This window comes from Streptomyces sp. NPDC003077, assembly GCF_040611095.1.
Classification (GTDB): domain Bacteria; phylum Actinomycetota; class Actinomycetes; order Streptomycetales; family Streptomycetaceae; genus Streptomyces.
The window spans coordinates 1-23,830 of record NZ_JBEXNM010000017.1 but is presented as its reverse complement, the minus strand read 5'-3'; the positions used below and the strand labels follow the sequence as shown (position 1 = coordinate 23,830).

Genomic DNA, 23,830 nt, shown 5'->3' with positions numbered 1-23,830 from the left:
CAGCTCCGGTGACGGGCGCTGTGCGGGGGTGCGGTTCATCGGGGTCACGGATGCCGGGGAGCTCGGCGGAGGGCTCGTCCGCAAGGTGTCGCACAGTGTCTTCTTCAGCTGTGTTCTCGCCGCTCCCGGCGTGGCTTCGCAGCAGGCCGTCGCCAGGAGTCTCCGGGCGGAAACGGGCTTCGCCGGGCGTTGCCGACCCTCACCCGCGACAGGTTCGGCGGGTATGGCGCCCCGCCGACCCGGCCGTACCCGGCGCCCGGCGGCCAAGGGAAAAGCAGCCGCAAGGCCCGCTCCCTTCCGGGCGGTACACGGTAAAATTCCGGCCAGTCTGTGAGGAATCGACCCCGGACGATCTCATCGCAATGCGTCAGGAGATCATCATGCGGCAGGAACACCTCGCCGAATTCTTCGCCGATCCGACAGCCGCCAGGAATGACCTGCTCGCCGCCTTTCGGCATCGTCTCGACCGGCTTCCGACGCGGGGTTCCAGTTTCTTCATCCACCTCAGCGAACTGTGCCCGGTCGCCTGCGAGCACTGCATGTACTCCTCGGATCTGCAACGCAAGTCGGACAAGGACTCCTTGTCCGAGGCGGAGTTGGAGGAGGCGATCCGGTTCATCACCGAGTCCCGCTCGCAGAAACTCAACATCACCGGTGGCGGGGAACCCTTCCTGAAATTCTCCTCGATTCTGCGGCTGCTGGAAACGGTGGACGTCCCGCGCGTCGAGATCGTCACCGCGGGCCACTGGGCGACCACCCCGAAACGCACCGCGCGCCTGATCGGCCGCATCGACGAGGCCCGCTCCCGCAACCCGCGGGACCCCGACCTGATGCTGCGGCTGAGCATCGACCGCTATCACCTCAACGCGCCCCGGCCGGTGCGGATCGAGCAGTACGGCAATGTGGTCCGCTGCTGGGCGGAAACCCGCCCCCGTCTCGCGGTCGGCCTGCGGAGCATTCAGCCGGACCTCGGAACGGTGGACCGGCTCATCGCCGAAGAACTGGGCGCGACGGTCCGGGAGGTGGACGACTGGAACCGCCTGCTCGTGCTGCCGGACGGCCAGACCGTACCGCTGACCTTCAACGTCTTCCGGCGCAGCGGAAAAGCGAGTCGGCTGACGGAGGACCACCAGGAAACCAGTAAGAGCATCCGGGAGTACTACGGTCCTTTCGAGACCCGGCCGGGAACCCTGTCCCTGGCCACCGCGGTCAACGACGCGATTCGCGGTGCGTACCCGCCGAGTTCCGGGCTCGCGGTCACCCTGAATTCCGACGGGACGTTCTGGATATTCTGCGGGACCGCGCCGGACCGGAAACTCGTCCTGAACCGGGAGAGTTTCGCCGAGGCCGTCGCGTACTTCTTCGACGACCCCATCACCCACCTCCTCGTGGACGACGGCATCTGGGCGCTCTCCGATCTCGTCATGGACCTCGATCCGGCGGTCCACGCCATGGCGCTGGCCAAGAACGACTCCGCGTCCCTCGTGGACGACCTCCTCGGCCCGGACGACGTGCGGTTCGCCGTCACGCTGCTGGCCACCCACCACCTCGTCACCCGGCAGCGGGCCACGCTGGACGCCGGGCACCCGCTCGCGGGCCCGCTGGCCGATCCGCGCGCCGACGTGGCGGGGCTGTGCCGGGCCGTCGTCGCCGGGCGGCGGGGAGCGTGATGGCCGCCGCGCTGGAGGTCCCCGACGGCGGGGACCGGTACCGGCGGCTCAGCGCCGCCGTCCCGCCCGAAGAGGTGCGGCGCACCGCCATCGAACTCGGCGAGGTGCTGGCCCACCGGGCCCGCTCCCTCCTCGGCGCGCCGGGCGGCCCGCGGCACGCCGTCCCCGGGAGCGTGCTGTGCGTGGTGGTGCTGCGCGGCGGGGCGCTGCTGTACCCGGGGTTCTCCGTGGTGTTCGCGGACGCGGACTTCTGCATGCTCGGGATGCGCCGGGAGAACGGGGCGGTGCGCACCGAGTACGTGACGCCCATCCCCGGGAACGCCTACGCCGCCACCCTCTACCTGGACTGCGTGACCGCCACCGGCGGCACGCTGCTGGCCGCCCGGGAGGCCGTCGGCGGCCGGTGCGCGCCCGGCCGGGAGACCGCCGTGGTGATCAGCGGCGCCGCCACGGCGACGAAGCGGCTCGGGGAGGCGGGGATGGACGTGCTGGGATGCAGCCTGCACGAAGGGCTGAACGGGGACGTGGTGCTGCCCGACATGGGGGCGCTGGACGCCGGGGACCTGTTCAGCGGTGCCGCCGGGCGGCCGTCGGCGCCGGGAGGTCCGGCGGACGGTGCTCGGGCAGACGGTGCTCGGGGAGACGGCCGGTGAGCGCGGACCCTCTCGCGTCCGGCCCGTCCTTGTTGCTGACGAACGCGGGGACGTGGGGCGGGCCGGACGGCACGGCCACCGTGGACGTGCTCCTTCGCGCGGGCCGCGTCGAACAGGTCTTCCCGGCAGGCGGCGGCCGACCCGCCCCTCCACCGCACACCGGCCGCCCGCAAGACCCCCGGCACCTCGACCTCACCGGCCACCTCCTCCTCCCCGCCCCCGCCGAACCGCACTGCCACCTCGACAAGGCGCTGACCGGGCCGCTCGGCGACCGGGCGCACGACGGTGACCTCGACGGCGCCGTCCGCGCCTGGTACGCCCACCGGCGGCAGGCGTCCCGCGCGCGGGTGCGGGAGCGCGCGCTGCGCGTCGCGGAGCGGCTGCTCGCCTCGGGGGCCACGGCGGTCCGCACCCATCTGGACGTGGGGGAGGCGACCGGGCTGCTCTTCCTGGAGGCGCTGGGCGAGGTCAAGGAGCGGCTGCGGGGGCGGCTGGAGCTCCAGCTCGTCGCCATGGTGGATCTGCCGCTGCGCGGCCCGGCCGGCGCCGGCAACCGGGCGGCGCTCGCCGACGCCCTGGCGGCCGGTGCGGACGTGGTCGGCGGCGCGCCCTACCGGGACGAGGACCCGGCGGCCTGCCTGGACATCCTGATGGACCGGGCGGCCGGCGCCGGGCGCCCGCTGGACCTGCACATCGACGAGACGCTCGACCCGCGCGCGGACAGCCTGGGCGCCCTCGCCGCGCGGGTGCGGGAGACGGGGTTCCCGTACGGCGTCACCGCGAGCCACTGCGTGAGCCTGGCGATGCGGCCCCCGGAGGCGGTCGCGCGCACGGCCGCCCGGGTGGCGGCGGCCGGCATCGCGGTCGTGGCCTGCCCGGCGACCAACCTCTACCTCCAGGGGCGCGCCCACGGCGGCCTCGCCGTCCCGCGCGGCCTCACCGCGCTCGCCCACCTGCGCGCCGCCGGGGTCACCGTGGCCGGCGGCGGGGACAACGTGCGGGACCCCTTCCTGCCGCTGGGCCGCTGCGACCCGCTGGACACGGCCGCGCTGCTGGTCCTGGCGGGGCACCTGACGCCGGGCGCGGCCTACGACGCGGTGAGCCGGGGCGCGCGGGCCGCCATGGGGCTGCCCGCGCCGGAACTCCGGGCCGGGGCCCCCGCCGAACTGCTGGCCGTGCGCGCCACCACGCCGGCGGAGGCGCTGGCGGACGGCGCGGACCGCCTGGTCTTCCACCGGGGCCGGGTGGTCTGCCGCACGCGACGGGAGACGGAGTTCCTCGGGTGACCGGCCGCTTGGCCGTACCCGCCGGGCCCCGCCTGGGCACCCGGCTTCACCCGCACGGAGTTCTCGGGGTGAGGGCGACGCCCCGCCGTCCCCGTCATCGCGGCCCCGCAGGAGGGCCACCGCCCGGCTTCACCCGCCGGGCCCTGCCTCGGCACCCGGCCGCACCCCGTCCCGCCCGGAACCGTCACGACCCCACCCGCCGCTTGTTCCACACGTCGAAGCCCACCGCCGCCAGGAGCACCAGGCCCTTGATGACCTGCTGGTAGTCCGTCCCGATGCCGACCAGCGACATGCCGTTGTTCAGGACGCCCAGGACCAGCGCGCCGATGATCGCGCCGAAGACCGTGCCGACACCGCCGCTCATCGAGGCGCCGCCGATGAACGCCGCGGCGATCGCCTCCAGTTCGAAGTTGATGCCGGCCTGCGGGGTGCCGGCGTTGAGCCGGGCCGCGTAGACGCAGCCGGCCAGCGCGGCCAGGACGCCCATGTTCACGAAGACCAGGAAGGTGACCCGCTTGTCCTTGACGCCGGACAGCTTGGCGGCGGCCTTGTTGCCGCCCAGCGCGTACACGTGGCGGCCGACGACGGCGTTGCGCATCACGAACCCCAGCCCGATCAGCAGCGCGCACATGATGAGCAGCACCACCGGAACGCCGTGGTAGCTGGCCAGCGTCAGCGTGAACGCCCCCACCGCCGCGACGATCGCGGCGCACTTGAGCAGCCACAGCACACGCGGCAGCACCTCCAGCTCGTAGGCGAGCTGCCGCCGCCGGTCGCGCCACTCCTGGACGAGGACGAAGACGATGACGAGCAGGCCGATGAGGAGAGTGGGGTTGTGGTACTGGGTGTAGGGGCCGATCTCCGGGATGAAGCCCTGCGCGATGTCCTGGAAGCCGCCCGGGAAGGGGCTCAGCGACTGACCCTCCAGCACGATCTGCGTCCCGCCGCGGAACAGCAGCATCCCCGCCAGCGTCACGATGAACGACGGGATGCCGACGTAGGCGATCCAGAAGCCCTGCCACGCCCCGGCCGCCGCGCCGATCAGGAGCGACGCCACCAGCGCCACGCCCCACGGGACGTCGTGCCGGACCATCATCACGGCCGCGACGGCGCCCACGAAGGCGGCCAGCGACCCCACCGACAGGTCGATGTGGCCCGCCACGATGACGATCATCATGCCCATGGCCAGGATGAGGATGTAGCTGTTCTGCTGGACGATGTTGGAGACGTTGTTGGGCAGCAGGAGCGTGCCGTCGGTCCAGATCTGGAACAGCACGACGATCAGCGCCAGCGCGATGATCATCCCGTACTGCCGCATGTTGCCCCGCACGGCGCGCAGCAGCACCGCCCCGCTGGAGGGCGCCGGCGCGCCGCCGGAGGGGCCGGTGGGCGGTCGAGTCACGGTCGTCATGGGCGGACCTCAGCTCCTGTCCATGGTCATGTGGCGCATCAGCACTTCCTGCGTGGCCTCCGCCCGCGCGAACTCGCCGGTCAGGCGGCCTGCGGCCATCGTGTAGACGCGGTCGCACAGCCCCAGCAGTTCGGGCAGTTCGGAGGAGATGAACAGGACCGCCTTGCCCCGCGCGGCCAGTTGGTCGATCACCGTGTAGATCTCGTATTTGGCGCCGACGTCGATGCCGCGGGTGGGCTCGTCCAGGATCAGCACCTCGGGGTCGGCGTGGATCCACTTGCTCAGCACGACTTTTTGCTGGTTGCCGCCGCTGAGCCGGTTCACCCGCTCGAAGACGGTGGGCGTCTTGATGTTCATCGACCGGCGGTAGCCCTCGGCGACCCGCCGTTCCTCGTGCTGGTCCACGACGCCCCGCCGGGTCAGCTTGGGCAGTGAGGAGAGGGAGATGTTGCGGTGCACGGTGTCGATCAGGTTCAGCCCGTAGGTCTTGCGGTCCTCCGTGACGTACGCGATGCCGTGCGCCACCGCCCGCGGCACCGTCCGCGGGGTCACCTCCCGGCCGCCCACGTGGACGGTTCCGGACTCGTACCGGCCGTACGAACGCCCGAAGACGCTCATGGCCAGTTCGGTGCGGCCCGCGCCCATCAGCCCGGCGACGCCCACGATCTCGCCCCGCCGCACGGTCAGCGAGACGTCGTCCACCACCTTGCGCTGCTGGTCGATGGGGTGCCGCACGGTCCATCCGGTGACCGTGAGCGCCGGCTCGCCCGCGTCCGGGCCGGTGTACGGGGTGCGCTCGGGGAACCGCTGGTCCAGGTCGCGGCCCACCATGGCCCGGATGATCCGGTCCTCGGAGACCCGCGGCGCGGCGTCCGGGCGCTCGCGGACGGTCAGCGTCTCGATGGCGTGCCCGTCGCGCAGCACCGTCACCGCGTCCGCCACCCGCCGGATCTCGGCGAGCTTGTGGGAGATGACGATGCAGGCGATCCCCTGGGCGCGCAGTTCCAGGATGAGGTCCAGCAGGTGGGCGCTGTCCTCGTCGTTGAGTGCGGCGGTCGGCTCGTCCAGGATCAGCAGCCGCACCTCCTTGGACAGCGCCTTGGCGATCTCCACGAGCTGCTGCTTGCCGACACCGAGGTCGGCGATCCGGGTCTGCGGCTTGTCGCGCAGCCCCACCCGCCGCAGCAGCGCGGCGGCCTGCCGCAACGTTTCGGTCCAGCTGATGACGCCGCGGATGGCGCGCTCGTTGCCCAGGAAGATGTTCTCCGCGATCGACAGGTAGGGGACGAGCGCGAGTTCCTGGTGGATGATGACGATTCCGCGCCGCTCACTGGCCCGGATGTCCTTGAACGCGCAGCGCTCGCCCTCGAAGAGGATCTCGCCCTCGTAGCTGCCGTGCGGATGGACGCCGCTGAGCACCTTCATCAACGTCGACTTGCCGGCGCCGTTCTCCCCGCAGACCGCGTGGATCTCCCCGGCGCGGACGGACAGGTGGACGGCATCGAGCGCGGTGACCCCGGCGAATCTCTTGGTGATGCCGCGCATTTCCAGGACGGGTGGGGCGTCGGGGAGGGGAGCGCCGAATGGCGGGCCGGCGGAGGGGCGGCTTATGGGGTGCTCCCGGGGCAGGCCGCTCACCGCAGGTCCTCCGCCTTGATGTAGCCCTCGTCCACCAGCCGGTGCAGGTTCTTCCTGTCGATGCTGACGGGATCGAGGAGGAACGCCGGGACGACGCGGGCCCCGTTGTCGTACGTCTTGGTGTCGTTGACCCGCGGCTTGCGGTGGTGCAGCACCGCGTCCGCCATCAGGACCGCCTGCCGGGCCAGTTTGCGGGTGTCCTTGTAGACGGTCTGCGTCTGCTGACCGGCACGGATGGACTTCACCGACGCCAGCTCCGCGTCCTGGCCGGTCACGACCGGGTACGGCTTGCCGCCCGTGCCGTAACCGACGCTCTTGAGCGCGGAGATGACACCGATGGAGATGCCGTCGTACGGGGAGAGCACGGCGTCCAGCTCCGTGGAGCCGTAGTTCTTGCTCAGCAGGTCGTCCATCCGCTTCTGCGCGGTGCCGCCGTCCCAGCGCAGGGTGGTGGCCTGGTTCATCCGCGTCTGCCCGCTGCGCACGACGAGCTGCCCGCGGTCCATGTACGGCTTGAGCACGGTCATCGCGCCGCCCCAGAAGTACTTCGTGTTGTTGTCGTCGGGGGACCCGGCGAAGAGTTCGAGGGTGAACTTCTCGTCCTTCTTGGCGTCCAGCCGCAGCGCGTCGACGATGTACCGGCCTTGGATCCGGCCGACCCGCTCGTTGTCGAAGGACGCGTAGTAGTCGACGTTCGGCGAGCCGAGGATGAGGCGGTCGTACGAGATGACGGGGATGCCCGCGTCCTTGGCGCGGCGCAGCACGTCGGTCAGCGCGGAGCCGTCGATGGCGGCGATGACCAGGAGGCGGTGCCCTCTGGAGATCATGTTCTCGATCTGGGCGACCTGGTTCTCGACCTTGTCGTCGCCGTACTGGAGGTCGGTCCGGTAGCCCTTGGCCTGGAACTGCCGGGCCATGTTCGTGCCGTCGGCTATCCAGCGCTCGGAGGACTTGGTGGGCATGGCGATGCCGATCGTGGCGCCGGCGGCGCCGCCCGGTCGGTAACGGCTGCCGCCCTTGGCCTCCTGCCCGCAGCCGGCCAGGGACAGGGCGAGCACGGTGGCGAGGGCGACGGCGGGGAGGGCACGGGCACGGAGGGACGAAGCGGGCGGGCGGGGGACGAGGGCACGTGGGGACAGCGGCACTTGAACTCCTCGGCTCGAAGCGGCGGGCGTTCAACACGAGTTGATGCCCCCGTGGGCGGGACTTCACTCACTGGTGGGTGGCGGGGGAGTTCGCTGGTGCCTGGGAGGGGGATCGGGCGGGTGCGGCCGGGGTACGGGGCGGGCGCTCGGCGGACGGGGACTCGTGCTGCATCGGTGGCTCAGCCCGCCGGCGTCCCGTTCAGCGCGTCGAGCAACGGCCCGCCCACCAGGCCGAGTGCCACGGAGAGCACGGCGGCGGTGCCGGCGACCACACCGGCAGGCGTCCTCGCCGGGGACGGAGCACCGGGCGCGTCCTGCGCGGGCCCCGAGAACACCGGGGCGATCCAGCGCAGGTAATAGAAGAGCGACGCCACCGTGTTGGCCACCGCGAGCAGCGCCAGCCACGCGTACCCGGCGTCGATCACCGCCCCGAACGCCTGGAGCTTCCCGAAGAACACCCCCGTCGGCGGTGTGCCCACCAGACCGAGCAGACAGACGGCGAGCGCGCCCGCCAGGACGGGCCGGGTGCGGGCCAGGCCCCGGTGATCGGCGATCCGCCGGGCGCCCGGCAGGGCGCACACCACGGCGAACGCCCCCAGGTTGGTGACCGCGTAGGCGGCCAGGTAGAAGAGCAGGGCGGGCTGGGCGAGCGCGGAGCGGCCGGCCGCCGCCACCGGCAGCAGCAGGTAGCCGACCTGGCTGACCGTCGAGTACGCCAGCAGCCGCCGCACGTCCTCCTGGAAGAACGCCGCCAGGTTGCCCAGCGTCATGGACGCGGCCGACAGGACGGCGAACAGCGCGGCCCACGGCACGTCCGCCGTACCGGCGGGGAGGGCGACCGACCCCAGCCGGTAACAGGCGGCCAGCGCCCCCAGCTTGGGGACCGTCGACAGGAACGCGGCGGCCGGACCGGTGGTGCCCTGGATCGCGTCCGGCACCCAGAAGTGCCCCGGCACACCCCCGGCCTTGAACAGCAGCCCGGCCAGCACCCCGACCACCCCGGCCGCCACCACCCCCGCCGGGGCGGAGGGCAGCTCCGCCCGCAGGACCGGGTAGCCGGTGGCGCGGCCCGCCGCCAGCAGGAGGGTGACGCCGCCGAGCATCAGGGCACCGAGCAGCGCGCCCGTCACATAGAACTTCAGCGCCGCCTCCGTCCCCGGCCCGTCCTTCGCGAACCCGGCCAGCACGTACGCGGGGAGGCTCGCCAGCAGGTACGCCGCCGCCACCAGCAGCAGGTCCTGCGCCCCGGCGAGCAGGACGGTGCCCAGCGCGGCCAGTTGCAGCAGCACGTACCACTCCGTCTCCCGGGGGTGGCCGCGCAGCCGGGGAACGGCCAGCGCCAGGACGCCGAGCGTGCCGACGAGGACCACGACGCGGCAGGTGGCGGTCACCGGGTCGAGCGCGTACGCGTCCCCGAAGGCCGTCCGCGGTCCGGTACCGGCGGCCACCGCGGCGGCCACGACGCCCGCCGCGCACGCCACCGCCGCCAACGCGCCCACCAGCCACTGCCGGGCGCGCGGCAACCAGGAGCCCAGCAGCAGACCGGTGACGGCCGAACCGGCGAGCAGCACCTCGGGGAGCAGGTCGAGGGGGTTCTCGTTCACGTTCATGGGTGCCGCCTCGGGAGGCCTGGCGTGTGCGTCGCCGTGTGCCTCGTCGCGTGCCGTCTCGCGTGCCTTGTCCCGTTTCGTTTCGTGTGCCTCGTCTGGTGTCGTCCCGTGTGCCGTGGCTTGTGAGCCGTCGTGTGGTCCGGCGTTTGCCTCATCGCGCGTCTCGTCTCATCGCGCGTCTCGTCTCATGGCACATCGCGTCTCTCATCGGGCGAGGAGGCGCAGGACGTCGTGGGAGGCGGGTTCGATCACGTCCAGCAGGAAGCGCGGGGCCAGGCCGACGAGGACGGCGAGTGCCAGCAGGGGGACCACGGCGGCGCTCTCGTGCGCGCGGACGTCCGGGAACGCGCGCCCGGCGCCGGGCGCGTCCGGGAGGCGGGGCGAGCCGGTGAACATCCGCTGGAGCGCGCGCACGAACAGCCCGGCCGTCAACAGGATGCCCAGCAGTGACAGCCCCGTGGCGACCGGCCGCGGCCCCAGGCTCCCCGCGAGGATCTGGAACTCCGCGATGAACCCGGAGAACCCCGGCAGCCCCAGCGACCCGAAGGCCGCCACCCCGGTCAGCGCCGCGAACAGCGGCGCCCGGCCCGCCAGTCCCGAGTACGCCGCCATGTCGTACGTCCGCCCGCGCTCGTACAGCACCCCGGTCAGCAGGAACAGCGCGCCGGTCAGCAGGCCGTGGCTGACCATCTGCGTCACCGCGCCGGTGACCGCGAGCTGCCGCGCCGCGCGGTGGTCCGCGCCGGTCGCCGCCGCCGCGCCGAGCGCCAGCACGATGTAGCCCATGTGGATGACCGAGGTGTACGCGATCATCCGCTTGACGTCCCGCTGCGCGAGCGCCACCAGCGCCCCGTACAGCACCGAGACAGCGCCGACGACCACGAACACCGGCGCCCACGCCCGCCACCGGTCCGGGAGCACCGGCATGGCCACGCGCAGGAAGCCGTACGTCCCCATCTTCAGCAGCACCCCCGCCAGGATCGCCGACCCGGCCGCCGGGGCCTCGGTGTGCGCGGGCGGCAACCAGGTGTGGAAGGGCACGGTCGGGGTCTTCACGGCCAGCCCGGCGCCGAGCGCGAGCAGCACCAGGCCGCCGTACAGCGGCCGTCCGGCGAGCGGGTCGCGCCGGGTCAGGTCGACGAGGTCGAAGGTGTGCGGCTCGGCCGCCAGGTACAGCCCGAGGAAGCCGAGCAGCAGGGCGAGCGATCCGAGGAAGGTGTACAGGAAGAACGTCAGCGCGGCGCGGCCGGCCCCGCGGTGGCCCCAGCCGGCGATGACGAAGTACATGGCCACGATGGACAGGTCGAAGTAGAGGAAGAACAGGATCAGGTCGAGCGCGGTGAACAGGCCCAGGCAGGTGGTCTGGAGGAAGAGGAAGAGTGCCGCGAACGCCCGGGGGCGGGCGAGCCGACGCAGCGAGTACAGCGCGCAGGCCAGGAAGAGGACGCAGGTGAGCGCCAGCAGCGGCAGCGACAGCCCGTCCACGCCGACGTGGTAGCCGACGCCCGCGCTCGGCATCCAGTCCGTCCGCGCCTCGTACTGGATGCCCGCGCCTGGCCGGTACCCGCACCAGACGGCGAGCGTCAGCGCGAGGTCGGCGGCGGCGGCCATGGCCCAGACGGCGGGGAACACCCCACCCGGCGTCGTCCGCGGCAGACACAGCAGGAGGGCGGCGACGGCGGTGGGGAGCAGGACGATGAGGGTGAGCACGGGGGGCGCCTTGGGGTCGGGGGTGGGGGCGCATGGCAGTCAGCGCGGGGCGGGGGTCGCTTTCCGGGGGGGCGGGGCGGTCGGCAGGCGGGGCGGGCGGGGATCGGCAGCCGGGGACGGTGGCGGTGGCGGTGTGCGGAGCTCACCTCGGGACCGGGAGTGCGGAGGCGGGAGGGGCGCGCACGTGGTCCTCATCTCGCGAGCGTGCAGACGACGGCGAGCAGGGTGACGGCGGCCACGGCCTGCGCGAGGTACTGGTGCAGTTGCCCGGTCTGCGGACGGCGGGCCCAGTGGCCGAGCGTCCGGCAGCCCGCCGCGATCCCCGCCACCGCTCCGTCGAGGGCGCGCTCGGGCCCCTGGGCGGCGAACCAGGCCACGCGCGACGTCCCGCGTGCCGCCGCTTCGGTTCCCCGCGTGAGGACCCGCGCGTCGAAGGCGGCGAGCGCGTGCGCCAGGCGCAGTACGGGGCGTACGAGGCAGGCGCGCGCCGCCTCCTCAAGGCAGAGCCAGCGGACGAACGGCCCGCGGAGGGCGCGCGGCAGAGAAAGCACGCGGTCCCCCCACGCCCAGGCAGCCGATGACGCCGCCACCGCCAGCACGCCGGACAGCACCAACTCCCATGCGGCAGGGCCGGGTTGCGGACCGAGATCCAGAGTGCGATCGAGCGCCGTACGCACCGGGGGAAGCGCGAGCGCCGCCAGACCCGCGCACGCGAGGGCGAGTACGCAGAGGGGGAGGGCCGCGTAACGAGGTGGCGCGGGCCTCCCGGAGGGGGCGGTGCCCGGGGCCGGCCGCCACACGTACCACAGCGCCTTCCCGCTGTACGCCGCCGAGACCGCCGCCGCGGCCAGCCCGACGGCGTAGAGGCCCGGGCCCGCCTCCCGCGCACCGGCCAGCAGCAGGTCCTTCGCGGCCCACAGGCTCAGCGGCGGCAGCCCCGCGAGCGCCAGCGCGGCGACGGTGAAGGTGACGCCCGGGACGCGGAACCGCCGGGCGGCGCCGCGCAGGGCGGGCAGCGCCTCCGTGCCGAGCACGGTCAGCCACGCCCCGGCCACCAGGAACGCCAGGCTCTTGGCCGCCGCGTGCGCCAGGAGTTGCAGGGTGCCGCCGGTGGTGGCGCCGACGCCCGCGGCCAGCACCATGAAACCGATCTGCGCGCAACTCGACGCGGCCAGCAACTGCTTCAGGTCGGTCTGCGTGACCGCGACCAGGCCGAGGGCGAGCGCCGTCACCGCCCCCGTCCAAGCCACCGCCGCACCGCCCCACCCAGAGGCGGCCAGCAGCGGCCCCATCCGGAGCAGCAGATACGCACCGGCCACCACCATGGCCGCCGAGTGCAACAGGGCCGAGACCGGGCTCGGGCCCCGCATGGCCCGCGCCAGCCAGAAACTGAACGGGAGCTGCGCCGACTTGCCGAAGGCGGCGGCGAGCAGCCCCGCGGTGACGACGGACAGCCAGGGGCCCGTGAGCCCGGGCAACCCGTCCGGCCCGTCAAGCGCGAGCGGGGCCGGGCGGCCCGGACCGGCGCCCGCCAGCGCCGCTCCGGCCGCCAGGTAGAGGCCCAGGTCGGCGGCGCGCGTGGTGAGGAACGCGAGGTTGGCCGCCGGCACCCGGTCCGCGTCCCGCCACCAGAACCCGATCAGCGCCCAGGAGGTCGCCCCCATCACCTCCCAGCCCATCAGGAGGACGGGCAGCGTCGTCGCGGTGACCGTCGCCACCATCGCGCCGCTGAACAGCAGCATCAGGCCGTGGAAGCGGGCCCGGGCCTCCCGGAGCCCCGGGTCGGCCGCGGCGAAGGCCAGGACGGCGGTGGTGACGGCCGTGACGGCCACCGCCACCAGCCCCGACAGGCCGTCGACGGCGAACCGTGCCGGAGCCCCGGCCAGCAGCGGCGCCCCGGCCACCGGTCGGACGTACGCCGCCCCCGCGGCCAGCCCGCACCCGGCCGCGGCGACCGCCACCGCGAGCCCCGGCGCCACCCGGTCCGCCCGGTGCCCGGCGACGGCCAGCGCCGCACCGGCGACCAGCGGCAGGGCGAGCAGCGCCCAGAGCAGCGCGCTCACTCCCGCAGCTCCGCCGCCATGTCGGTCATGTCCACCTCGCGGGCCCGGAACAGGGCCGTGACCACGGCGAACCCGACGGCCATCTCCACGGCCATCACGGTGACGGCCACCACCACGAGCACCTGCCCGTCGGCGCCGTCCGGGGACAAGTAGTGCCACACCGCGCCCGCCGCCAGGATGACGCCGCCGAGCAGCAACTCCAGACCCATCATCAGCATCACGATCGACTGCTGGGTCAGCGCGCCGAACAGCCCGACGCTGAACAGCGCGGCGGCGACCAGAAGGAGGAGGGGGAGGGTCATCGGCCGCCGCCGCCCCTGCCGTGATGGGTATGGCCGTTGCCGCTTCCGTCGGGGTCGGTACGCTCGTCGCCGTCTCCGCCGTCTCCGCCGTGATCGGTGCGGTCGGAATCGCCCCCACCCTGATCGGCACGCCCGTCGTCCCCCGCGCACGGAGCGTCGGAGGAAGGCCGACGCTCCCGGTCTCCCGGTACGCCGTCGGCCCGCCCGTAACGTCCCCGAGGGGTGGCCAGGACCACCGTGCCGACGATGGCCGCGAACAGCGCCATCCCGAGCGTCATCATCGTGAGCATCTGCGGACCCATGAGCGCGTCGCCGAGCGCCCTGGTGGGGTCCGCCGGGGCCTGGCCCCTCCGCTCCGGCCAGGGCGTGAGGAACGCGCCGGTGGTGAGCAGCGCGAAGACGAGCGCGCACAGGACGGCCGCGCCCTTCTTGTTGTGCAGCATCGTCATCGGCATCAGACCGGCCGGGTTCATCATGTACATCACCATGAACACCGCCATCAGGGCCATCTCGATCGTCATCATCAGGACCACGACCACGCCCAGGTAATCCAGGCCGAGCAGCAGCAGGATGCCGCCGACACACAGCAGCGAGGCCAGTAGTGCGTACGTCGCCCGCGCCATCGAGTCCACCCGGAACACCAGGCCACCGGCGACCACCGCCCCGGCACCGAGCACCCAGAAGACCAGCTCACCGGGCACGGCGACCGCCTCCCCGGACCGGCCCGTGGGGCGCGTGCAGCGATTCATGGGAGCGCCCGCGCCCCGCGCGTCCGCCGGCGCGTGGGCACGAGCAGCGCCCGCTCACCGTCGCTCCAGCACGACCACCGCCACGACCAGCGCCTGAACCATCGTCAGCGGCAGGAGCAGCAGCCAGGAGAACGCCATGTAGCGGTCCATCCGGATGGTGGGCAGCGCCCGCCGGACGGCCACCAGGAGGGCCAGCACCGAGCCCGTCTTGACCAGAGTCCAGGCCCACGGCGGCAGCAGCGGACCGTGCCCGCCGCCGAGGAACAGCGGCACCGCGAACGCCGCCGTGCTGACGAACAGCACCCACCGGCCGCCCGACAGGAGCAGCCGGTCCACACCGGACAGCTCGGCCGCCACGCCCCCGGCGACGTCCTGCCCCACCGGGTGGCCGAAGGGCCCCCAGAAGGACATGGCGAGCGCGCTCACCAAATAGACGATGAACGCCACCGGCATCCAGACGGCGAACCACAGTCCCTCCTGGGCCCGCACCACCTCGCCCACCCGCAGCGACCCGGCGCCCAGCGCGGCGGTGGTGAGGGCGAACATGTGCGGCAGCTCGTACGCCAGCCCCTGCGCCAGGAACCGGTAGCCACCGATCAGCGGCAGCACCGCGTTCGGCCCCCAGCCCGCCAGCCACACGGCGGCCCAGGCCAGCGCCTCCATCGCGTTGAACCACACGACGCCGACATCCGGGTCGACGAGCGCCCGGAAACCCCACGGGAGGACCGCGGCGGCGAGGACGGCGGCGATCGGGACCAGCGCCACACCGACGCGGCCCAGGAGGACGTCCGCGGCCGTGGTGCGGCGCCGCTGCTGGACGAGCAGGCGCAGCGCCTCGTACAGCGGGCGCACGGCACGCGCGCCGAGGGCGCTCAGGGAGCGGCGCGCCGGCCCGGGTTCGCCCCCAGTGGGCAGCGCGGCGTCGTACGCCTTGGCGACCAGCGCCGCGACGACCAGGGCGACGGGGAGCACCACGGTCGCCCAAAGGGGAGCCGTCGCGTCGGTCGGGCCGCCCGCCAGCGCGCCCGCCGTCGCCTGCCCGATGCCGTCAGCCATCCGGGCCTCCGGGTCCGGCCGGGTCCGTTCCCTCGGCGCGGTGCGGGTTCCGGGGCCCGGCCACCGCTTCGTCCAGGTCCGGGTCCAGGCTGGCCACGATCAGCCGGGCCGCGGCGAACTCCGTGCCCACCAGCAGGCCGGGCAGCACGTCGAGCAGCGCGCGGGACGGCGGGAGGGGGCCGTCCACGCGGCCCCTCGGGCCCCACGCGGCGTCGCGAGGAAGGAGCGGACGCGGGTCGTCGAAGTGGTCGAGCGTCGCCTCCGTCTCCGTCAGCCAGGTCAGGACGCGGTCGTGCACGTCGCCGCCGGCCGTGCGCGCCGGGCCGCTGACGCCGCACCCGGCCGCGCGGTCGGCGGGCAGCGGCCCCAGTCCGGCGGTCAGCAGCCGCAGCGTGCGCGAGCGCCGTACCGTCCTGGTCAGGGCCCGGAGGGCCGGGCGCACGGCGGTGGCGGGGGCGGCGCCCAGCACCTCGTCGCGCAGCCGCCGGGCGCGGGCCGCGGGTCCGGGCCAGCCGGCCACCGCCAGCACACGGCCCAGGCTGTCGAGGTGGGCGGCACAACGGCGCCGGGCCGCCGTGTCGTGCGCCGCCTGTTCGCCGCGCCGGGCGCGTAGCCAGGGCTCGTTCCAGTAGGGGAGGACGGGTTCCCGGGGCGGCGGAGTGGCCTCGGCCCGGGCCTCCTGGATCACGTCGCCTTGCAGCGCCAGGTGGAGGACGAGTCCGGACGGCCAGTCGGCGAGCGCCGGGCCCAGGGGGACGTGCAGCCGGTCGAGCCGCAGGCCGTCCCGGTCGTCGGCGCGCTCGGCCATCCGCAGGTCGTGCCGGGCCTCGTTCCCGTCGTTGCCGGTGGGCGTGAGCTCGTGGACGCTCCGAGCCCGGCCGTCCTCCGTACCGGTGCCCGTCGCCAGCCGCTGCCGCCCCGCGTCCAGCACGGCGGAAACCTGGCAGGCGTCGGCCACCCGCACCCGGTCCCGGGGCTTCGGTACGGCCTGCCACACGCCGTCCAGCCACGCGGCGGCATCCGGACCCGGGCCGCCGACGACGACCAGCAGGTTCGCGGCGGCGGGCGCGGCGGCCGAGGACCAGCCGCGCCGCCGCACCTCCGCCTCCACCGCCAGCCGTACGGCGGTCGCGCCCGGCAGGGACACCAGGAACGTCGCCGGGCGGGTGAGGGCGGCAGCGCGCACCGCCGCTCTCAGGCCCACCGGAACGCGCCCTCACGCCACGCGTAACCCACCCCGGCGAACAGAATCGCCAGGAAGAGAAACATCTCGACGACCGCGCCCGTCCCCATCGTGGTGACGACCTTCACCCACGGATACATGAAGAGCATTTCCATGTCGAAGGCCAGGAAAATCATGGCGACCGGATACCAGCGGACGTGGAACCGGGAAAAGGCGTGCTCCTGGGGCGGCAGGCCACCGGTGAACGGTTGGACTGCCGCGGCCTTCCCGAATCCGGAACGGGAAGGGGGGCGGGAACGGGATTCCGAAAGGGATCCGGAAGGGCGCCTCGAAAAGGAGCCGGTAAGCCAGGAGCCGCACCCGTACAGGGCGAACAGTCCGATCAGCACGACACCGAGAAGCAGCAATACCGGTCCCCACGCGTTCATTGTGCTCATGGTGCCCGGCGGGCCTCACGAAACGTGGGAGGCGGGGCCGATTGTCACCGGTCGGCCGACCGCCGAATGCCGCGATCCGTGAAGGAGTCGGCAGGAAGCCGTGGGGGAGCCCACGGCAATAACAACCCACGGGGAGACGGGAAGACGGAAACAGGGAAAGACGAGAACACGCGAAGAGAATTCACCGCCGGTCTTCCGGAGACAGCGCCTGCCGGGTCTCCTCCCGATGGGTTTCCATCACCACTTCCGTCAGCTTCTTCAGCATGCGCCGGTTCCGCAGGTTCAGAACGGCCTCCAGCGCCAGGTTGTGCGCCGAGGCCCCGACCCCGCGCAGGGGGTGTTCGTCGACGACCACCAGGCAGCCGTCGCCCCATGGCTGGAGCTGGATGGAGATCCGCGCGCTGCCGAGGCAGCCGGCCTGCGCTTCGAGTTCCAGCCGTTCGCCCGGGTCGCAGGCCCGGACCAGAGTCTGGCCCTCGAAGGACCACATCGGCGTCCCCACCCGGTAGCGGACCGCCGCGCCGGGCTCCGGCCAGTGGTCGTCCATGTGCTCGGTGGTGCGGGGGCCGACCACCCACCGCTGGTACTTGCGGCCGTCGCACAAGACGGACCACACCGCGCTGGGCGGTGCGGGGATGAGGACGTGTCGTACGGCCATGGCTCGCCTTCCACGGTTGCGGGCGCCTGGGGTGGTCTCGGTACCCGGCCCGTATGTCAGTGTCGGTCGCCCGCGGACGGACGGCCCGCCGGACGAGCGCGACTGGGCTAACGACCGGACAGCACGCGGCAGGGGCGACGAAGTCAGCCCATGACGACCGAACGGCCCAGTTGCCAGCCATGAGCGCCTCACCCCTCGCCCCCACCCGTCAGATTCCGCTGCATGGCGGACAGCGCCGGCCCCAGCAGATGCCGGGTCACCGCCCGCTGGGCCCGCAGCGCCGCGCGCGCCGCGTTGGCCCCGCAGGCGCCGTGTACGCCGCCGCCCGGGTGGGCGGACGCGGAGGCCAGGTAGAGGCCGGCGACGGGGGTCTCGGGCCGTCCGCTGCCCGGCACCGGGCGGAAGATCAACTGCTGGTGGACGGAGGCGGTCCCGCCGTTCAGCGCGCCGTTGACCAGGTTTTGGTCGTGGTGGTGCAGGTCGGGCGGGGCCAGCACGCGCCGCGCCACGACGCGGTCGCGGAACCCGGGGGCCAGCCGCTCGACCTGTGCTTCCAGCCGCCGCGCCATCGTCTCCCGCCGCCGCTCGTCCCAGTGGCCGTCCAGCCCCTCGTCACCGGCGTCCCCCCGGATCCGCTGCGGCAGGTGGGTGTAGGCCCAGGCGGCCTCGGTGCCGGCGGGGGAGCGGCTGGGGTCGGCGGTGGTCATCTGGCCGAGCAGGGCGAACGGCCGGTCCGGGACGTGGCCGGTCGCCAACTGGGCGGCGTGCCGGGTCAGGTGGTCGTTGCCGTCGGCGAGGTGCACGGTGCCGGCCTCGGCGGCCTCCGGGGAACTCCACGGGATGGGGCCGGACAGCGCCCAGTCGACCTTGAAGGTCGCGTAGTCCCAGTGGTACCGGCGCATGTCGTCGCGCAGCCTGCCGGGCAGGTCCTCCCAGCCGACCAGACCGCCGTACAGGTCGGTGGCCGGCACGTCGGCGAGCACCGCGCGGCGGGCCCGTACGGGTTCGCCGTCACGGGTGACCACGCCCAGCGCGCGGCCCCGCCGCACCACGACGCGGGACACCTCCGTACCGCAGGTCACCGTGCCGCCCCGGGCCTTCAGACGGCGGACGAGCGCCGCGCTCAGCGCGCCCGCGCCGCCCACCGGCACCGGCCAGCCGTGTTCGTGGCCGAGCATGGCCAGCAGCCATCCGAAGGCGGTGGACGCGCTCGCCTCCGGCGAGAAGTCGGCGTGCAGGGCGCAGCCCGAGAACAGCACGGGCGCCCCCGCGCCGCCGAACTCCTCGTCCCCCAGCCTCCGCACGGGCAGCAGCATCATCCGCATCAGCCGCAGGCCCCCCGCCCCGCGCAACTCGGCGGCCAGCCGGGCGGCCGACACCACCGGCGGGAAGGGGGCGAAGAGCAACCGCATCACCTGGGGGCCCAACCGGTCCCAGAGGCCGACCAGCCGCAGGTACGCCTCTCCGTCGCCGGGGGCGGCGGCGTCCAGCCCGGCGGCGGTCCGCTCCGGGTCGCGGTACAGCACGGGGCACTGCCCGTCGCTCAGCGGGTTCGCGAGGACGGCCGGGGCGTGGCTCCAACTCACCCCCCACTCCTCCGGCCGCAGCTTCCGGATGGCGGGGGAGGCGACGGCCAGCGGATAGAACGAGCTGAACAGGTCGTTGACGTAGTCCGGGTGCACCCCGCGGTCGCTGCGCACCGCTCCCCCGGCCTCCGGCTGCGCCTCCAGGACGTGGACCCGCCACCCCGCGTCGGCCATGATGTTGGCCGCCACCAGTCCGTTCGGGCCGCCGCCGATGACCACGGCGTCCGCGTCGCCCGCCGTCACGGGCGTACGCCCAGCGGGTGACGGCCCGGGAACGCGCCTCGGCGCGCGTCCGGGCAACGGCACCCCGTGGCCGGGAGCAGGCACACCCCCAGGGGGCGCCGCCCCGTACGCAGGAGCCCCCGCGTCCGTGCCACCATCCGCCCGGCCCCCCTCACGTCCGCCTCCCCATCCCGGTGGCGGCCTCCGCCACCCGGCCGCCCGGGAGGGGAGAGGCGAGCCGCGGCGTCGGGCCGCCCGCGTCCTCCTGGAGGGCGAGGGCGAACTCCGTGATCGTCTCGCGGGCCGAGCGGGGCCGGAAGGCCAGTTCGCTCTCCGCGCGCGTGGTGTCCATGACCGGGAACCGCAGGACGGCGTCGAACATGCCGAGCGGCACCGGCACGGCGTGCAGCGCCCAGGCCGCGGAGAGCGCGGCCCGCACCGGCCCGCGCGGCACCCGAATGGTGCGGGTGCCGAACACGTCGGCCAGCATGGCGGCGTCCACGACCGGCGCGGCGGCCAGGTTGAACGGGCCGCTCACGGACCGGACGAGGGCGGCGCGCAGCGCGTCGGCCACGTCGTCCGCGTGCACCGTCTGGAAGCGGAGGCCGGGGAGATCGGGGATGGGCAGCCGGTCCGGCCGCACCAGCTTCGTGGGCACGAACGGGCCCAGGAAGATGCGCCGTTGCTCGGCCGCCGAGTCCCGTTGCAGGACGATGCCGGGCCGCATCCGCACCACGCGGGTGCCGGAGTGGTCGCGTTCGAAGACGTCCAGCAGGCGTTCCACATAGGCCTTCTCGCGGCAGTACGCGGCCTCCGGCCAGCCGTCCGTCGGCCAGGACTCGCTCACCCCCACGTCCTTGGGCCCGGGGGAGTAGGCCCCCACCGAGGAGACGTGGACCAGCGCGGGCACCTTGGCGGCGGCCACCGCCTCGAAGACCCGGGCGCTGCCGCCGACGTTCGTCTCCCACGTCACCTTGGGCCGCCGCGTCGGGTGGAACAGCCAGGCCAGGTGCACCACGGCGTCCGCCCCTTCGAAGAGCGCGGCGAGGTCGCTACGGGTGGTGTCGGCGCTCACCCACTCCGTCTTCGCGGACGCGCCGGGGTCTCCCGGGACGCGGCGCGCGATGCCGACGACCGAGGCGATCCGCTCGTCGGCGTCCAGGCGGCGCAGCAGCGCGGTGCCGAGGTTGCCGGTCGCGCCGGTGACGACGACGCGCAGCCCGCCGCCCGGCGGGGAGGCGGCCCGCTCACCCTGCTCCTGGTCCGAGGCCATGACGCGCTCCCGTCCTGTGAGGTGGTCGGCGGGTGGCCGCGCGTGGCACGGACCCGCTCCGGGGGTGGGGTGGGGCCGTGGCACGGACCCGTCCCATGGGGTCGGGCGGGGTGGCCGCGCGCACCGGCGCGGGTCCGCCGCGAGGGGCGGGGCGGGTCCGGCCGTGCGGCACGGGCCCGCCCTCGGTCGGGATCACCGGGGGTACCCGCCCGGTCCGCGCGCTAACCAGCGGAGGCGGTCCTCCCCGGGCGCCCGGACCGGGAGGCGGCGGACATCACTCCAATGGCGGTCACCCCGGACCCCGGCCCTCCCGGCCCTCCCGCCCCCGCGCCGCCGGGCGTCACCCCCGCAGTCCCGGCCGCGGCACCGCCCCGCACCCGCCCCCGCATCCACCCCGAACCCCTGCGCTGCCGCGCGCCGTGAGAGCACACTGCGTACATGGAACATGACGGTACGCACATCCCCGACCACCGCGTCATCAAGGTCACGCGGCAGGACTCCCCGGTGGCGGACCTCGCGGACATGGAGACCTGGGAGGCCCGCGAACGCTACCCGGAACTGCGCGTGCGGGGCCCGCTGTTCGCGGTCGGGCAGCGCCGGGACGACGGCCGGTGGCAAATCATGATCATGGAAGAGGGCAATCCCCAGGAGGCCCGCGATGCCCTGAACGCCCACTTCCGCCAGCGCGCCCAGGACACCCGGGATGAACTCGACCGCGCGGCGTACCTCGCCGCCGCCGAGCGGCTGGACTGGGAGCCCCTGGACGAGCTGACGGTGCTCGGCCGCGACCACCGCGTCATCCGCGGCGACCTGTTCCTGCGCTTCGGCCCGGAAGGCCCCGAACCCCCGCGGCCCGCCGACCCCGACCCCGATCCCGTGGCGGTGGCCGGGCGGCGGACCGTGCGGCACGCGGCCGAGGGGTTCGTCATCGACCCGGCCGCCGCCACCGGCCTGGCCGAGGGCATCGTCAAGACCGAACTGCTGACGTACGCCTATTCCTCGCTGGTGGTCCCCGCCGACGTGTACGCCGACTCCGTCCGGGCGCGCGAGACCCACCCCGGCGTCGTCCTGCTGCCCGCCGGGTTCACCGTCGCCGAACGCAAACCGGAGGGCGAGTGGGGATCGATCTGCGGGTCCTGCGCCACGCCGCGGGAAGCCCGGGAGCTGCTGAGCGCGTACCTGCGGGAGTTCGCGCCGCGACTGCTGCGCCTGGACGAGGAGGACTGGGCCGAGTACGCCCGCGCGGCCGACCACCTCGACGGCACCCGCGCCAACGAAGTGGCCGTGGCGGGACGCCGCTTCCGGGTGGTCCGCGTCCAAGGACTGGTCCGCGTCGGCCCCGACGGTCCCGAACTCCCCCGCGCCTCGGACTGGGTGCCGCACCCCCCTCCCGCCCTGCACGAGAAGCAGCTCCAGGAGGAGGAACGCCGGGAACGGGAAGCGGCGGGGGCCGCCGGGCCTCTGGAGGCGGACGGGGAACCCGCGCTCGTGGCCGACGGCGGCCCGTCGGCGGTGGGCGTGTCCGCCGAGCCTCCCCTGACGGCGGACGAGCCCCCTGTGGTGGCCGCCGAGTCCCCTGCCGTCGCGGCCGATTCCCCGGTGGTGGCCGCCGCGGAGCCGGTGACGGTGGCCGGTGACGAGCCTCCGGTGGCGGGCGTGGACGCGGAGTGAGCCGGGGGCGGGGTGCCGCAGCGCTGGCTCTGGCCCGTTCCTCGTGGTGACTCCTGGCCCGTTCCTCGTGCCGCCGCCCTGGCCCGTTCCTCGTGATGACCCCAGGCCCGTCCCTCGTGATGACCGCGCGGGGACAGCGCACCCGCACCGGATACGTCACCACCCGCACCGGATACGTGACACTCGGCCCCGCACCGCTCGCGTCGTCCGGACCCGACCGCCCAGCCTCCCACCGTGCCGCCCCTCGCTCCCTCCCGCGGCTTCGATGCCGCACGCCTCCCTCCCGCCCCCTCCACACCACCCCCGGCGAACGACCCACGCCGCACGCTGAGCCGTCCAGGTCCCGCCCGTTCCCACCCGCCCCCGGCGCTCCCAGCGCGTCGGCGTAGCTCGTGCGGAGCGCCGGTCAGCGCCCTACAAGGTGCGCGGGTCCGCGGCCATACTGGGGCGGGCGGGGCATACAGGGGGTTGCGCGGGGCGGCGGACGGGGGCGGGCGGACTCGATGGCGGAGAGCAGGCTGATCCAAAGCCGTTACCGGCTGCTCGACTTGATCGGGCGCGGTGGCATGGGCGAGGTGTGGCGGGCACGCGACGAGTCCCTGGGACGGCAGGTCGCGGTCAAGTGCCTGAAGCCGCTGGGCCCGCAGCACGACCCGGCCTTCATGACGGTGCTGCGCGAGCGCTTCCGGCGCGAGGCGCGGGTGGCGGCGGCGCTCCAGCACCGCGGCATCACCGTCGTCCACGACTTCGGGGAGGACGACGGCATCCTCTACCTCGTCATGGAGCTGCTCAACGGCCGCAACCTGAGCCAGCTCCTGGAGGACAACCGGCACGACCCGCTGCCCCTGGCGGACTTCGCCGAGATCGCCGAGCAGGTCACCGCGGCGCTGGCCTACACCCACGAACAGGGCATCGTGCACCGCGATCTGAAACCGGCCAACATCGTGCGGACCTCCGACGGCACGGTCAAGATCTGCGACTTCGGCATCGCCCGCCTGGGCCACGACATCGGGTTCACCGCCCGCCTCACCGGCACCGGCATCGCCATGGGCACCCCGCACTACATGTCCCCCGAGCAGATCGGCGGCGGCACCGTCGACCACCGCAGCGACCTGTATTCGCTGGGCTGTGTCCTGTACGAGATCGTCGCGGGCGTGCCGCCCTTCGACCTGGACGACGCCTGGGCGGTGCTCGTCGGCCACCGTTCCACCGCCCCCGAACCGCCGCGCACCCACCGTCCCGAACTGCCGGAGGCGTACGAGCGGGTCGTGCTGGACCTGCTCGCCAAGGCCCCCGAGGACCGGCCGCGGGACGCCGCCGCGCTGGCCAAACGGCTCGCCACCGCGCGCGGCCAGTCCTACCCGGCGGTGGCACCGGCCGGGGCCGGCGTGACGGTGCCCGACACCCCCTTCGCGCCCGGCGCCGGGCGGCGGCCCCGCGGGGGGCCGGGCGGGGGGGACGGCGGGCGGGGGGGCCGGGCCGGGGGGCGGGGGCCCGCCCGGGGCGG

18 protein-coding genes and 1 pseudogene are annotated in these 23,830 nt (G+C 74.2%); 5 read left to right on the top strand and 14 right to left on the bottom strand.

Annotation, left to right across the window (positions count from 1 at the left end; translation table 11 throughout):
• The first annotated feature begins 380 nt into the window (after positions 1-380).
• Genes ABZX96_RS14475 through ABZX96_RS14465 form a run of 3 tightly spaced genes read left to right on the top strand, consistent with a single transcriptional unit; the run spans position 381 to position 3,609 of the window.
• Positions 381-1,670 (top strand): 4Fe-4S cluster-binding domain-containing protein, encoded by a 1,290-nt coding sequence (locus tag ABZX96_RS14475; protein ID WP_355543309.1) that lies wholly within the window; start codon positions 381-383, stop codon positions 1,668-1,670.
• A complete protein-coding gene (locus ABZX96_RS14470) occupies positions 1,670-2,323 on the top strand; it encodes a uracil phosphoribosyltransferase (protein WP_355543306.1) in 654 nt (217 codons plus the stop codon). The genes ABZX96_RS14475 and ABZX96_RS14470 overlap by 1 nt, the downstream gene beginning before the upstream one ends.
• Positions 2,320-3,609: a hydrolase gene (locus ABZX96_RS14465; protein ID WP_355543304.1), complete on the top strand. Its 1,290-nt coding sequence runs from the start codon at positions 2,320-2,322 to the stop codon at positions 3,607-3,609. Before ABZX96_RS14470 ends, ABZX96_RS14465 begins: the two co-directional genes overlap by 4 nt.
• A 184-nt stretch (positions 3,610-3,793) precedes the next feature.
• Here the strand turns inward: ABZX96_RS14465 and mmsB are convergent, their stop codons facing one another.
• The 14 genes and pseudogenes from mmsB to ABZX96_RS14395 form a co-directional block, all read right to left on the bottom strand.
• Positions 3,794-5,020 carry a multiple monosaccharide ABC transporter permease gene (mmsB, locus tag ABZX96_RS14460; RefSeq protein WP_355543301.1) on the bottom strand — a complete coding sequence of 409 codons (1,227 nt, stop codon included), beginning with the start codon at positions 5,018-5,020 and terminating at the stop codon, positions 3,794-3,796.
• Between the two features lie 9 nt (positions 5,021-5,029).
• Positions 5,030-6,565, bottom strand: a complete 1,536-nt coding sequence (gene mmsA, locus ABZX96_RS14455) for a multiple monosaccharide ABC transporter ATP-binding protein (RefSeq protein ID WP_355543497.1) — start codon at positions 6,563-6,565, stop codon at positions 5,030-5,032.
• Between the two features lie 89 nt (positions 6,566-6,654).
• Entirely contained in the window at positions 6,655-7,716 is a 1,062-nt protein-coding gene (gene chvE, locus ABZX96_RS14450) for a multiple monosaccharide ABC transporter substrate-binding protein (RefSeq protein WP_355543494.1), read from the bottom strand.
• A gap of 266 nt (positions 7,717-7,982) precedes the next feature.
• On the bottom strand, positions 7,983-9,413 hold the full coding sequence (locus tag ABZX96_RS14445; protein WP_355543298.1) for an NADH-quinone oxidoreductase subunit N: 1,431 nt from the start codon (positions 9,411-9,413) through the stop codon (positions 7,983-7,985).
• A 204-nt stretch (positions 9,414-9,617) separates the two neighbouring features.
• Positions 9,618-11,123 carry an NADH-quinone oxidoreductase subunit M gene (locus tag ABZX96_RS14440; RefSeq protein WP_355543295.1) on the bottom strand — a complete coding sequence of 502 codons (1,506 nt, stop codon included), beginning with the start codon at positions 11,121-11,123 and terminating at the stop codon, positions 9,618-9,620.
• 191 nt (positions 11,124-11,314) lie between these two features.
• On the bottom strand, positions 11,315-13,186 hold the full coding sequence (locus tag ABZX96_RS14435; protein WP_355543292.1) for a proton-conducting transporter membrane subunit: 1,872 nt from the start codon (positions 13,184-13,186) through the stop codon (positions 11,315-11,317).
• On the bottom strand, positions 13,183-13,488 hold the full coding sequence (locus tag ABZX96_RS14430) for an NADH-quinone oxidoreductase subunit K (protein ID WP_355543289.1): 306 nt from the start codon (positions 13,486-13,488) through the stop codon (positions 13,183-13,185). The genes ABZX96_RS14435 and ABZX96_RS14430 overlap by 4 nt, the downstream gene beginning before the upstream one ends.
• Positions 13,489-13,688: 200 nt before the next feature.
• Positions 13,689-14,189 (bottom strand): annotated as a pseudogene (locus ABZX96_RS14425) (NADH-quinone oxidoreductase subunit J); the annotation flags it as partial.
• Positions 14,190-14,291: 102 nt separating this feature from the next.
• Complete coding sequence (locus ABZX96_RS14420; RefSeq protein WP_355543286.1) at positions 14,292-15,293, bottom strand: complex I subunit 1 family protein; 1,002 nt, start codon at positions 15,291-15,293, stop codon at positions 14,292-14,294.
• The gene (locus tag ABZX96_RS14415; RefSeq protein ID WP_355543283.1) at positions 15,286-16,497 is read right to left on the bottom strand and encodes a hypothetical protein; all 1,212 of its coding nucleotides are present in this window, start codon (positions 16,495-16,497) and stop codon (positions 15,286-15,288) included. The genes ABZX96_RS14420 and ABZX96_RS14415 overlap by 8 nt, the downstream gene beginning before the upstream one ends.
• On the bottom strand, positions 16,488-16,913 hold the full coding sequence (locus ABZX96_RS14410) for an NADH-quinone oxidoreductase subunit A (protein ID WP_355543280.1): 426 nt from the start codon (positions 16,911-16,913) through the stop codon (positions 16,488-16,490). The genes ABZX96_RS14415 and ABZX96_RS14410 overlap by 10 nt, the downstream gene beginning before the upstream one ends.
• A 181-nt stretch (positions 16,914-17,094) precedes the next feature.
• Positions 17,095-17,571, bottom strand: a complete 477-nt coding sequence (locus ABZX96_RS14405; protein ID WP_355543277.1) for an SRPBCC family protein — start codon at positions 17,569-17,571, stop codon at positions 17,095-17,097.
• 188 nt (positions 17,572-17,759) lie between these two features.
• Positions 17,760-19,400 (bottom strand): NAD(P)/FAD-dependent oxidoreductase, encoded by a 1,641-nt coding sequence (locus tag ABZX96_RS14400; protein ID WP_355543274.1) that lies wholly within the window; start codon positions 19,398-19,400, stop codon positions 17,760-17,762.
• 151 nt (positions 19,401-19,551) lie between these two features.
• Positions 19,552-20,652: an NAD-dependent epimerase/dehydratase family protein gene (locus tag ABZX96_RS14395; protein ID WP_355543271.1), complete on the bottom strand. Its 1,101-nt coding sequence runs from the start codon at positions 20,650-20,652 to the stop codon at positions 19,552-19,554.
• 438 nt (positions 20,653-21,090) lie between these two features.
• Between ABZX96_RS14395 and ABZX96_RS14390 the strand changes: the two genes are divergently transcribed.
• Together ABZX96_RS14390 and ABZX96_RS14385 are read left to right on the top strand one after the other, a co-directional pair.
• Positions 21,091-22,323, top strand: coding sequence for a DUF5954 family protein (locus ABZX96_RS14390; RefSeq protein WP_355543268.1), 1,233 nt, complete (start codon positions 21,091-21,093; stop codon positions 22,321-22,323).
• A 503-nt stretch (positions 22,324-22,826) separates the two neighbouring features.
• The coding region (locus ABZX96_RS14385) for a serine/threonine-protein kinase (RefSeq protein ID WP_355543265.1) at positions 22,827-23,830 on the top strand (1,004 nt) is incomplete at its 3' end.

Coding starts and splice junctions, on each gene's coding strand:
- ABZX96_RS14475 (WP_355543309.1), top strand. CDS start 381: ATGCGGCAGGAACACCTCGCCGAATTCTTCGCCGATCCGACAGCCGCC.
- ABZX96_RS14470 (WP_355543306.1), top strand. CDS start 1,670: ATGGCCGCCGCGCTGGAGGTCCCCGACGGCGGGGACCGGTACCGGCGG.
- mmsB (WP_355543301.1), bottom strand. CDS start 5,020: ATGACGACCGTGACTCGACCGCCCACCGGCCCCTCCGGCGGCGCGCCG.
- mmsA (WP_355543497.1), bottom strand. CDS start 6,565: ATGCGCGGCATCACCAAGAGATTCGCCGGGGTCACCGCGCTCGATGCC.
- ABZX96_RS14445 (WP_355543298.1), bottom strand. CDS start 9,413: ATGAACGTGAACGAGAACCCCCTCGACCTGCTCCCCGAGGTGCTGCTC.
- ABZX96_RS14430 (WP_355543289.1), bottom strand. CDS start 13,488: ATGACCCTCCCCCTCCTCCTTCTGGTCGCCGCCGCGCTGTTCAGCGTC.
- ABZX96_RS14420 (WP_355543286.1), bottom strand. CDS start 15,293: ATGGCTGACGGCATCGGGCAGGCGACGGCGGGCGCGCTGGCGGGCGGC.
- ABZX96_RS14410 (WP_355543280.1), bottom strand. CDS start 16,913: ATGAGCACAATGAACGCGTGGGGACCGGTATTGCTGCTTCTCGGTGTC.
- ABZX96_RS14405 (WP_355543277.1), bottom strand. CDS start 17,571: ATGGCCGTACGACACGTCCTCATCCCCGCACCGCCCAGCGCGGTGTGG.
- ABZX96_RS14395 (WP_355543271.1), bottom strand. CDS start 20,652: ATGGCCTCGGACCAGGAGCAGGGTGAGCGGGCCGCCTCCCCGCCGGGC.
- ABZX96_RS14390 (WP_355543268.1), top strand. CDS start 21,091: ATGGAACATGACGGTACGCACATCCCCGACCACCGCGTCATCAAGGTC.